Origin of the sequence: Embleya sp. NPDC056575 (assembly GCF_042793325.1) — a bacterium.
Classification (GTDB): Bacteria; Actinomycetota; Actinomycetes; order Streptomycetales; family Streptomycetaceae; genus Embleya.
Genome location: NZ_JBHTVA010000052.1, coordinates 70547 through 82266, shown reverse-complemented (window position 1 = coordinate 82266; position 11720 = coordinate 70547). Strand labels below are relative to the sequence as shown.

The window sequence follows — 11720 nt, the reverse complement described above, 5'->3', positions numbered from 1 at the left end:
ACGCCGACATCGTGCTCATGTTCGACCAGGGCGGCGCACAGACGACGCTGCGGACCACCCGCACCGCACCTGCGGTCGACTGCGGCGCGGCACCGAGGTGTCTGCCGGAGCCCGGTGGACCCGGATGGCGAGCGGTGCGGGCGGGCGGTACATCCGACCGGGCGCCTTCGCGGGGAACGGGTGCCGACGTTCGGAAGGTCGTCGTCCGCCCCGCATGGTTGGCGCGTTCTGGGTCGTGGGCAGGGCCGGCATGGCGCCGGGCCGGGTGCGCCGTGCGGCTTCGTCGGCGTGCCGAGCCCTTGGCCGCTCCGGGGCTCACGTGATCGGTTTCGCTCGTTCCGTGCTGCGGCGCTCGTGATGGCCGGGGGTCACAGACGCTCCAGGAAAAGCGACATGAGCAGTGACTCGACCGTGCAGACGAAGGTGCGAGCGGTGGTGATGTCGCCTCGGGAGGCGTGTTCGAGTTTTTGGCCGTGGTTGCTGATCCTGGTCGTCATTGCCATGAGGGCGTCGATCTGGGCGCGGACGAGTTCGGGTCCGGGTGACCGGTGGGACGCGAAGACGGCGTCCACCAGGCTGCGCGGCGGAACTCTCCGTGTCAGAGGCCGGGTGAACAGCGCGAACTCTCGGTCGAGATCGGGTTCGTGGTCTGCTGCCCGCCCGATGGCCACGAGCAGCGCGGTCTCGGTGACTCGGAAGCGGTCTCGTCTGCCGATGCGTCGTCGAACATGCGTGGGCCCTCGTTCCCCCGTCGTCCGTGCTCGCGTCGTCGGCGCGAACGTGGGCGACGGTATGCACGAGGGGGGACATCCCGGAGGCGCCCATCTCGGCGCGGCGAGGGTGGGACCGGTCAGGGACGGCGGACTCAGGCACCCGGGACAACGGGGGGCCGATGGTGAAGCGCAGGCGCCGGGATCGGGTCCGGTGCCGGATCCGGGACCTCGACCGGGACCGGATGGCCGCGAGCCGGGTCGCACCCCGGCCCGCCGCCGCCCCCGTCCACGCACAGCAAGGCAACACGATGAACCACACCGGATGCCCGCACGGGCCACCCCGTCCCCGCTTCGGCGCCCGCGCCAGGGATACCGTCACTCCGGAGAACCGCCCGAACCCGGACCCCAACCCCAACCCGGACCCGAACCCGATCCCGAGTTCGAGTCCGGACCCGAGCCGGCGCCGTGTTCGATACCCGCCCATGCCGCCCCCCGGGCCGACCGCTCCGCTCCCGGAGGTGCTGCTGCCGGCGACGCCCCTGTCCCGGCTCGAACACCTCGTCGGGGCACGCCGGTTGGCCGAGGTGCGCGACGCGCTGCGTGCGGCCCGGACGCGCCTCGCCGGCCGCGAGGTCTGGCACGTCAGCGACAATCCGACGCGCGGCGGCGTCGCCGAACTCCTGCGCACCACCCTGCCCCACCTGCGTGGCGAGGGTATCGATACCCGATGGGCCACGATCGAGGGCAGCAGGGAGTTCCGCGCCTTCACCAAGGCGCTCTACTACCGGTTGTGCGGGGTGGCCGCCCGCGACCACGAGGACGTGCCGGACCCGGAAGGCGGACGGGACCTGTACGAGCAGGTGAGTCGCGCCGCCGCGCGGCGACTGCTCGGCGTCGTGCGTCGGAGCAGCGTGGTCGTCCTGCACGATCACCAGACGGCCGGCCTGATCCCGTACCTGCGCGAGGCCGGGTGCGTCGTCTTGTGGCAATGCCACATCGGCACCCCTCTCGACGCCGAACGGGCGGGTCCCGCATGGGACTTCCTGCGTCGATACCTGTCCGCCGCACACGGCTTCATCGCGTCCTACGACGGAGCGTTGTCCGCAGGGCCACCCGATGTGCCGATTCGTGTCCTGACGCCCTCCATCAATCCGCTGGCACCGAAGAACCTCCTCCTGCGGCCCGCCGCAGAGGCGTCGCGGCTGATGGCCCGGATCGACCGGGACACCGGATCGTTGCCGGTGGGTACCCCGCTGGTGACGCAGGTGAGTCGATGGGACCGGGTGAAGGACATTCCGGGCGTGATCGAGGCGTTCACCGACCACGTCGATCCGGGGTTCGGCGCGCACCTGCTCCTCGTGGGGCCCCGGGCGGCCGGCGATCCGCAGGCCGAACGGGTACTCGCGGAGTGCCGCGAAGCCCGCGAGCGTCGCCCGAACCAGCGGGATCGGGTGCATCTGGTGCAGATCCCCACCGACCAGCCCACCGAGCACGCGCTGACGATCAACGCCATCCAGAGGTGCTCGACCGTGGTGATCCAGAAGAGTCTCGCGGAGGGATTCGGGTTGACCGTGTCGGAGGCCGCCTGGAAGGGGCGGCCCGTCGTCGCCTCACCGGTGGGCGGCATCCGGCAGCAGATCGAACACGGCCGGTCCGGGCTGCTGTTGGCGCACGCGCGTGATCTGTCCGGGCTCGGCGCCGCGGTCGGGCGATTGCTCGCCGACCCGACGTACGCCCGGGAACTGGGCGAGAACGGACGACGACACGTGCGCGGGCGCTTCCTCACCGACAGCGGCGTGCTGGGGCTCGCCCGGATTCTCTCCGATGTCGCGTAGGAGACGGCCGGAGACGGCTGGACGCGGCAGCGGCCCCGTCCACCACGACACCAAGGAGAACCGATCACCATGCGCATTCTCGCCCTCGGCGCCCATCCCGACGACGTCGAACTTTTGTGCGCGGGCACCCTCGCGTACTACCGGGCACGAGGCGCCCACGTGGACATCGCCATCCTGACCAACGGCGCGCCCACCGCGCGAGTCGCCCCTCCCGTTGCCACGATCGGCGTCCGCGCGCGCGAGGCTCGCGAAGCCGCGTCGGTACTGGGAGTCGATCCGATCCTCCTCGGCCTCCCCGACGGCTTCCTCTACGACACCCCCGAGACCCGACTGCTCGTCGTGGACCTGCTCCGCCGTACCCGCCCCGACCTGGTCTTCGCACACCACCCCGACGACTACCACCCCGACCACCGGGCCGCGAGCGCCCTCGCGGGCGCCGCGCGGCTGCTGGCCCGCGAACCGGGCATCGAAACCGACCACCCCGCGCTCGGCGCGGTGCCGGGGATGTTCCACATGGACACCCTGACCGGCGCGAACGCGGGTACACCGGACCTGTGGGTGGACATCACCGACACGATGCCGACGAAGGAGGCCATGCTGGCGCGCCACGAGAGCCAGAACGATCGCCGCCGCCGGCGCGCCGGCCGGGACTTCGTGGATCTCGCCCGGCGGCAGTCCACCGTGCGCGGCGCCGAGGTGGGCGTCGCCCACGCGGAGGCGTTCACGGGCGCCCGGGCCCATCCGCCGACGACCCCCACCGCCCTCAAACTGCCGTGGATCGCCCGTGCCGCGCCGGAGGTGGGCAACGCGTCCGAGTCCCTCGACACGACGCGCGAACACCGCCGAGCCGGGGCATGAGACCCGGGACGGGAAGGAACGGAACCGCATGCGTATCCGAGCCGACGCGGCGCCCGCCACCCGGCCCGAAGGGCCCCGACGCGGCGCAGAGCAGCGCCGATCGCGCGTCGGCCGTCGCGGGTTGTACACCGTGTTCTTCCTCAACGGATCGATCCTCGCCAGTTGGGCGCCGCGCATTCCGCAGGTCAAGGCCGACCTCCACCTGTCGGACGGGCAACTGGGCATCGCCCTGCTCGGCGTCGCGCTGGGTTCGGTTCCGGCGATGCCGGCGGCCGGCATCTTGGTGGACCGATTCGGCAGCCGGATCGTCACCCGCGCCGCACTGCCGGTGTACGCGTCGGCGATCGCCCTGCTCGCACCGGCCGACGGACTGCTCTCCCTGACCCTCGCCCTCGCGGTCCTGGGCGCCGCGGTGGGCACCCTGGACGTGGCCATGAACACCCACGCCGTCGACGGCGAACGCGGCTCGCGGCGCTCCGGCATCTCCTCGTTCCACGGCCTCTACAGCGCGGGCGCGCTCGCCGGCGCGCTGATCGGTACGGCCGCGGCGGCGGCCGGAGTGCGTCCGGACACCCAGTTCCTCGTCACCGCCGCCGTGGCCCTACTCGCCTCGGCGCCGGCCGCCGCGGTGCTGCGGCCGGCCGTACACGCCGTGCACCGGTCGCGGACGCGGCCCCGCTCCCGGGTCGGGCCCGGATCGCGCCGGCGCCTGCTGTGGCTGAGCCTGCTCGGGCTGTCCGTGCTGCTCATCGAAGGGGTGATCACCGACTGGGGCACGGTATACCTCGCGGATTCGGTGCACGCGCGGCCCGGCGTGTCGGGCACGGGCTACGCGGCGTTCGCGCTGGCCATGACGCTCGGGCGGCTCGCCGGTGACCGTGCGGCGGCGCGATTCGGCCCGGTTCGCGTCGTGCGCTTCGGCGCGCTGACGGCCGGCTCCGCCGCCGCGATCGCGATCGCGGCGCCCACCCCGTGGGTGGTGGTACCGGCGTTCGCGGCCGTCGGCCTGGGTATCGCGTCCTCGTTCCCGCTCGTGCTCGGCGGTGTCGGCCGGCAGTTCCCCGATGCGCCGGGCCCGGCGGTCGCCACCGTCTCCAGCACCGGCTACCTGGCCTTCCTCGCCGGACCGCCACTCGTCGGCTTCCTCGCCGCCCACCTCGCCCTCCGCGCGGCCCTGCTCGTGCTGCCCCTCCTCGCCCTCGCCGCCGCGTCCCTCGCCGGACTCCTGTCCCGCGAACCGAGCATCGACCCACACCCACGCCGGCCACAACCGTGTGCCAGTGCGTGACACAGATCGACAGGGCGGACCACTTCCTGGTCAACGCGCTGCTCGACGACGGGCCGGCGTTCTTCGGGGTCGGCCGGGACGACACGATCGAGCTGGTCTCGATCCGGGACTCGATGGGACTGCGCGGCACCCGCAGCCGGTTGGTGGAGTTCGCGCAACGCCGCTGCGCGCGAGCACCGGTGCCACATCGTCGACCCGACCGCGCCGAACGTCATCGCGCTCGGCCTGCCGTGGTTGTCGATCGGCGTCGCCGAGGCCGCGCTCGACGCGTGCACCGACCATGCCCGCAAGCGCGTCGTGCCGAGCGGTTCGTCATGTGGGTGGCCGGCACGCCGAACGCGGTGAGCAGCGCGGCGCGATCCGCCTCGGGTGAATCCGTATGTCATTCCCCGCACAGCCGCGTCGAAGCCGGCGTCGACGTCGGTGCCGAGCGCCGCGAACGGGCCGATGGTCGGGTTGAACAGGCCGATGGTGACGTTGCTTTTGGTGCCGGTCGCCTTGGCGTCGTTGTTCTGCGGGCCGCCGGCCTTGCTCGAGGAGTTCTTGCCGCCGCAGGCCGCGACGACCAGGAGCGCCGCGGCCGCGACCGCGGCCACTCCGACGCCGGACGCGGACTGGAAAGTGGGCCGCGTGGTCCCATCACGCCTCGGACGGGGTCGTCGCGTCCCGGCCCGGAACGCATGGCGCAATCCCTTTGCGTGTTGTGCAAAGCGGTTCATCGTGGGGGTGCGCGGGTGCTATCACTGGGAGTTCCCGCACCGGCAGGCGAGGAGGTCGTCCGTGGCCGGCGTCAGGCAACAGCGGCAGCAACCGGGGTCGGGCATGCGGGTACGGCAGGCTCGGCCGGCCCGGGCATGGACGCCGGCCGAACTCGGTCGGCGTGCCGGGTACTCGGCCGCGCAGGTCTCGCGGTACGAACGCGGCCTCGCGCCGTTGACGGACGTCACGGTCATCCGGCGGTTCGCCCACGCGCTGGAGTTGTCGGTCAAGGACTTCGGGCTCGCGCCGACGCCGCCGTTACCGGGAGCGCGTCCGGCCGCGCATGGACCGTTTCCGGGGCTGCCGGGTCCCACTGTGGTGCGCGAGAACCCACGAGAGGGCGAGAACGTGCGCAGACGAAGCCTGTTGGCGAACCTGGCTGCCACCGCGTCCCTCCCCCTCGTCGGGGCCGGAGGCGCGCGGACGCCGGCGTCGGGCGATGTCCTGGTCGCGCGGGTGCGCGATGCGATGCTCGGTCTTGACGTCGCGCCGCCGACCACCACGACGGCGCGGGTGCGCGGCGCGTTGGCCGTGGCCATGGGCGACTATCACGCCGGTCGCTACGGCGCGCTCGCGGAACGCCTGCCGTGCCTGGTCGCGGCCGGCCACGCCCTGGCCGACGACGGCGCGAGCGCCGAGCACCAGGCGCTGCTGGCGGAGGTCTATGTGCTGACCACGCGCATGCTGATCAAGCTGGACGACGTCCAGTTGGGGTGGATGGCCGCCGACCGCGCCCGCGCCACCGCCCACGCCGGGAACAGCCCCTTGGTCGCCGCGGAGGCGGCCCGCAACCTGGCCGTTCTCGCCCGCAAGGCCGGATGGCACGAACAGGCCATGCGCATCGCTCTCGACGCCGCCGACCACCCCACCCTCCAGGGCCCCTCCCCGCGCTTCGCCGCCGAATGGGGACTGCTGATCCAATCCGCCGCGTACACGGCCGCGCGGGCCGGGGATCGGGACGGCATGCGTGAACTCACCGACGAGGCGGCCGCCATCGCCGAGCGCCAGGGCGGGGTCATGCTCCGCGACCACGGCGGCGGCTTCGGACCCGCCACCGTCGCCCTCCACCGCATCTCCGCCGAGAACGCCGCCGGCGACCCCGGCGCGGCCATCACCGCGGCCCGCACCATCGCACCCGCGACCCTGCCCACTGTGGAGCGCCGCTGCCGCTACTTCACCGACATCGCCACCGCCTACGCCCACTGGGGACGCCGCGACCACAGCCTCCAAGCCCTCCCGACCGCCGAACGCTGCTCCCCCGAGGAAACCCACACCCGACCCGCCGTCCGCGCCCACGTCACCGGACTCCTCATCGGCGGGCGCACCACACCCGAACTCCGCACACTCGCCACACGCTGCGCCATCACCTGACTTGGCTGCCCCCAACTGGTGGGAGACCGCGGACGGGGTCGCAGAGGCGCTGGAGGGCGTGGCGGCCGGTCCGGATCGCTGCCGGGCACCGGACGCCACCGGACACGCCATGCGCGCCTTGGTCGCGCTCCTGGCCGGCGTCAATATCCGGGCCGCCGACATCCTGCACCCGGTGACCACCGTCCTCGGCCCAGCGCTCGACGTGTTCGAGGCCCACGTCCAGGCGACGAACAGAGCCACCGATGGCGGGAAACCCGTCGCCGGACGAATTCGTGCGGAAGCCAGGGACCCGCACCTTCCGTGAGTGGGATCATGCGATGTGACCCGTGGGGCATGGACGCGATATGAAGGCAATGACGTCGAGGCCGTTGTGGCGATGTTCGTCAACCGTGAGCATGTCGACTCGGTGCGTATCACCCCCTCGAGCGGCGACGGTGGAGTGGACATCCTCGATCGCGGCGCGGGGCCCAACAGCACCGACGTGGTGTAGCAGGTCAAAAGGTACACCGGGCCGTTGGATACCAAGCAGAAGGGCGAGGTCGAGAAGTCCCTGCGCGCTCTCGTGCGGGATCCTCGCCGGGCCGGGTTGAACGTGGGGCCCTGGCGTCTGGTGACGCCGTGGGATCCGACGCCCGAGGCGGAGACCTGGCTGCACGACTTCGCGACCGCTCACGGTGTGAGCCCGACGTGGCGTGGGTTCACCTACGTCGAGCAACTCGCCGCAAAGTACCCGGACATCGTGGACTTCTACCTCAATGGCGGCGCGGATCGGATCAAGGAGGCGCACGCAACGGTCGCCGCGCTCTTCGGGGTCGAACGGGGCGAACCGAGCACGGACGTCGGCGAACTTGCGTTCACCACACCGGATCGCACGGTCCGCTACCGCCGCCCGCACGACCAGGCATAGAACGGGAATCGGGGGACCTCGCCGGTCACCGTGGGCCGCTATGCAGGCCGTCGAGGATCGGAGACCGCTCTCGACGACATCACGACCCCGGCGGGGCCGAAGTGGGGGGCGTGCTCGTGTCGGACCGCTCGGCCGGCATCCCGAGTCCCGCGACCGTCGACCATGCGAAGGAGCCGAGCCGTGAGTACCGACACCGTCGAGTGGTTGCAGAACTCCTACTTCGTCGAGTTCGGCTACTGCGTGACCTTCGCGCGCGCGGGCTGTCGGCGACACCATTCCGGGCAACACGGCCGTCGTCGAGCAACTCGCGTGGTACCGCGACCGAAACCACCCGCCCGCCCCGGTGATTCACGACCGACACCCCGCCCGCACGGCACGCTGAACACCCGCACGCGGGCGCAGCGGTCGGAAGCCGTTTCCGTCGCCGGTCGGGATCGGCCGGCCTCGGAGGGTGCGGGCGTGTTCCGGCCGGTTCCCGGTCGTCTCGGCCCGGGGTTCAGGCCGTGGAATGCCCGCTGTCCGGGTACTCCTCGGAGGGTATCGAGTCCCACTCGGTGTTCGCGCCCTCGCGCGTCACCATGAACAACGGGCGCGATCGCAGGACCCGCCCGACCATCTGCCCGCACAACACGACCCCGGAATCGTCCGGTCCCGCGAAACCCTCGAGCGAGTAGCGAAGGTACACGTCCCTCGTCTCGGCGTACGCGATCGCGTCGCTCTCCAACTCCTCCCGGTCCCTGCCGACCAGGGCAAGTCCGTCGAGGGCGACCCGGGGACCGTGCACGGCGTCGACGGCCACGCAGAACAGCCCCGTATCCCGGCTGACGTAGGCCATGACCGCAGGCGGTGAGAGAGCGGGCCCGTGACGGCGGACCTCGATCCACCACGTCGGCGAGAACGCCGCGTGGCCGCGCACGCAATCACCGACCCTCGTCCGACCGAGTATCCCGGCCGCCGCCTCGACCACCTCGTCGACGGTCATACCGAACCGCAGCGGTCCGACACCGACATCCGGCACGTAGAACCACTCGTCCCATTCGGCAACCCCGGTCCCGGGCACCGCGGTCGCCCCCCAGACCTGCCGCCGCCTCGCGATCGGGGCGTCGTCCGGCATCGGGAACGGCGGACGCGGCGGGCGGTCGGCGAGAACCTCCTCCAGGTGTTCGCGCTCGTAGCACTCGATCGCGTACGCCAACGCCCCGTACGCGTCGACGTCCAACCGGGGCACCCACCCCATGTAGCGGGCGTGGTCCGCCGCGAAGACGGCGTCGACGGCCCGCATGTACGCGTCGAAATCGGCCAGAACGGCGCCGGGCACCGGAACATCGGTCACGGGAACGATCATCACCGACGGCCCCGACACACCGGGCGCGCCGCTCCGTCGTCCGAAAGCCGGACCCGGCGCAGCCGGGGCGAGCCCGGACTCGGGAACCGCGCCGAACACGGTCCGAGACCGCGTCCGCCCAGGCGGCGGGATGCGGGTGGTATCGGGCCGCGGCCGCGTGGGTTCACGCTTGGGCTATCCACGACCCCTTGCTGATGAGGGGCGATCGGCCATCACGGCGTTTGGTCTTGTCTCCCCTGGCGTGACGAACCGGTGCTCGGCTCCCCCGGGCCTGAAAAACCCCGTGCCCGGCATCGGGTTTCGGGCCGATGATGTTCTTCTGCCCCGTTTCCCCGCCGCTGTCTCGGCGCCGGGTCTGGAGACTCTCATGCCTGATACGGCCTTTCGGTTGACGTTCGATCTGATCCGCTGCACTGGGTGTGGTGTCCAGCGAGTGCGCGGCGTGCCGTGCGCCGACTGCGGTCGGACGCCGCCTCGCTGGGAGATCAATCACAACAGCGCCGGCCGCCGTGCCGCGGCCGAGGCCGCGGTACGTGTGTACGACGAGCCGGCTCGCGCGGTATCGGTTGCCCGGTTCGCGTGGGAGGACTTCGACCTGCTCTGCGGGAGGCTCGAGGCGTGGCTTCGTGGCTTCTTCCGGACGATGCAGGCGGTCGCCCGTAACGAACTCGGCTCGGCAGAGCGTCTTGCCGACGCTGTCCGCACCATCCTCGCCGAGCGGGCCCTGCTCGCGGCGGCGCCCCGCCATCGTCCCTACATCGGGTCCGTCGACGCCGCGGACGCCACTGTCGATCTGCTCGCGCGGATGGTCCGCAGCTACCTCGACACGCTTCGCGCGGACACCCCGCTGAAGGCCCAGCGGCACGCGGATGCCGCGCAGCGGCTGATCGACGAAGGCGAAGAGCGGCTGGCCCGGTTCCGGTTGCTGCAGCATCAGTTGGTGAGCGTGATGTCGGTGGAGCGCTCCGAGGAACAGCTGGCCGCGCTTCTCCAGCAGGCGTCTGTGGACCTCGGCGTGAAGACCTTGTCCCAACTGATCATCGCGGGCGAGCAGATGGTGGAGGGCCTGACCGGTGACGCGCCCGGACGGGACTGCGGCATCGGCCTTCATTTCGCCATGTACGACACCGCGATGCGTCTGCTCGGCGACCAGGCGCGTTTTCGCCGGCTCGTGGCCGACAGCTATGCCCTGTTCGCGGGCAACCCGGGCGTGTTGTCCGCGATCGCCGCCGAGCCGGACTTTCTGCCGGACCTGAAAGGTGCCCTCCTCGATCTCACCGACGCGGCCGGGCAGGCCACATATGTCGCGCGAACCTCGACCATTCCTCGGCAACTCGGAAGTGCCCTCGCGGACGTCGCCGCGAGCCAGGTGGAAGGCCCCGGGCGGCTGAGTGCCATCGCCCTGCTGGTCGTCACCGGGCGAAAGACCCGCCCCTATGACAAGTTGCGCCACGACAACGGGACCACGTTGTTGGGCAACGCCCGCGACCACGCGGACTTGGCGCCACTGCTGACGGGGTTCAACCCGCGGCTGCGAACGGCGCGTTCCCATGGCGGGATGCTCCGTTACACCGACACCGGGGTAACCCTTCTCGACAAGCACGGCCCGAGCGAGATCGCGTGGCCCGAACTCGCGGACGGCATTCTCACCGCCTGCGAGAGCAGCCTGGGGTGTTTGGTCGGGCTCCTTCAGGCGCTCAGCCGGCTGGGGGTCTCCTTCGGTGACAAGGACGACTACCTCGCCTTGGGCATCACGCCCGCCGGCATGGTCGCCGCAGTGCTCGGCGGGCAGGGCTGCGCGGACATCGACGTCTTCGCCGACGAACCCACGAACACCTGGCACATCACCGCGCTGGCACCGACCGGCAGCGAACTCACGTCGCTGCTCGTCGGGGCCGCGGCGCATATACCGGACACTGTCGAGCGTGTGGTGTTCACCGCCGAACGCGACGGCGAGATCCACGAACTGACAGGGCCTGCCGCGCTGCTTCGCCTCGTCCCGGCCGACAACACCGGACTCGAGGACGGCAGAGCCCTCATGCGCATGCTGCGCGCGTGGCGCCACAACGGGGAGCCCTTGATCGACACGGCTTCGCTGCGCCGGTGGGCCGCCATCCAGTCCCTGGCGTGCCTGGGGCAGGACGCCAATCCGATCCCGAGGCTGCGTGCACTGCGAACGCTCGCGCACAATACAGGCGACCCGGAACTCGCGCACGAGCTGACCGCGGCCATCCGCAACCACCGCCTGGGCCATGACAAGAACGCCTCCGCCCCGGGCGCCCTCGATCGGCTGCTCGCCTGGGCCGACGGTGCCTTCACCTTGCGCGTTGTGTGAAGTCCGGCATGGTCGTTCCCGACACCTGATCTTCGCTCGAGTCCACGATGCCCGGACGCCCGCAGAACCCACCGTCCGGGCATTGTCCCGTCCCGGTGCGGCCGCCCCGAGCGTCAACCGGCACCAGATTGCCAGGCAACACGTGTGAGGCCGCCGTGCGTTCACCCGGGTGAGGAGTTCGATCGCGACCCGGCCCGCATGGCGGGCGACCCCGGACCGACGTCCTCGTCAAGGCCGCCACCGTGCACGGCGCCGCCGAACCCGTGACCGCCGCCTATCCGAACGGGTTGTTCGCTCCCGAGAGGATGG

At 71.6% G+C, this 11720-nt stretch carries 9 protein-coding genes; 7 read left to right on the top strand and 2 right to left on the bottom strand.

What is annotated here, in order from left to right; translation table 11 throughout:
• Positions 1 to 368 precede the first annotated feature (368 nt).
• Positions 369 to 503 carry a hypothetical protein gene (locus ACFRCG_RS33705; RefSeq protein WP_380038533.1) on the bottom strand — a complete coding sequence of 45 codons (135 nt, stop codon included), beginning with the start codon at positions 501 to 503 and terminating at the stop codon, positions 369 to 371.
• 692 nt (positions 504 to 1195) lie between these two features.
• Between ACFRCG_RS33705 and ACFRCG_RS33700 the strand changes: the two genes are divergently transcribed.
• From ACFRCG_RS33700 to ACFRCG_RS33675, 6 genes are all read left to right on the top strand, one after another.
• Entirely contained in the window at positions 1196 to 2548 is a 1353-nt protein-coding gene (locus tag ACFRCG_RS33700; protein ID WP_380038531.1) for a glycosyltransferase, read from the top strand.
• A 69-nt stretch (positions 2549 to 2617) separates the two neighbouring features.
• Positions 2618 to 3406, top strand: a complete 789-nt coding sequence (locus ACFRCG_RS33695) for a PIG-L deacetylase family protein (RefSeq protein WP_380038528.1) — start codon at positions 2618 to 2620, stop codon at positions 3404 to 3406.
• Between the two features lie 28 nt (positions 3407 to 3434).
• Positions 3435 to 4694, top strand: a complete 1260-nt coding sequence (locus ACFRCG_RS33690; RefSeq protein WP_380038526.1) for an MFS transporter — start codon at positions 3435 to 3437, stop codon at positions 4692 to 4694.
• Positions 4695 to 5474: 780 nt separating this feature from the next.
• Entirely contained in the window at positions 5475 to 6824 is a 1350-nt protein-coding gene (locus tag ACFRCG_RS33685) for a helix-turn-helix domain-containing protein (RefSeq protein WP_380038523.1), read from the top strand.
• A gap of 1 nt (position 6825) precedes the next feature.
• Entirely contained in the window at positions 6826 to 7128 is a 303-nt protein-coding gene (locus ACFRCG_RS33680; RefSeq protein WP_380038521.1) for a hypothetical protein, read from the top strand.
• Between the two features lie 210 nt (positions 7129 to 7338).
• Positions 7339 to 7731, top strand: coding sequence for a hypothetical protein (locus ACFRCG_RS33675; RefSeq protein ID WP_380038519.1), 393 nt, complete (start codon positions 7339 to 7341; stop codon positions 7729 to 7731).
• A gap of 496 nt (positions 7732 to 8227) precedes the next feature.
• On the opposite strand, the gene ACFRCG_RS33670 is transcribed toward ACFRCG_RS33675, so the two are convergent.
• On the bottom strand, positions 8228 to 9064 hold the full coding sequence (locus ACFRCG_RS33670) for a hypothetical protein (protein WP_380038517.1): 837 nt from the start codon (positions 9062 to 9064) through the stop codon (positions 8228 to 8230).
• 400 nt (positions 9065 to 9464) lie between these two features.
• Here ACFRCG_RS33670 and ACFRCG_RS33665 point away from each other — a divergent pair, with 400 nt between their 5' ends.
• Positions 9465 to 11411: a hypothetical protein gene (locus ACFRCG_RS33665; RefSeq protein ID WP_380038515.1), complete on the top strand. Its 1947-nt coding sequence runs from the start codon at positions 9465 to 9467 to the stop codon at positions 11409 to 11411.
• The last annotated feature ends 309 nt before the right edge of the window (positions 11412 to 11720 follow it).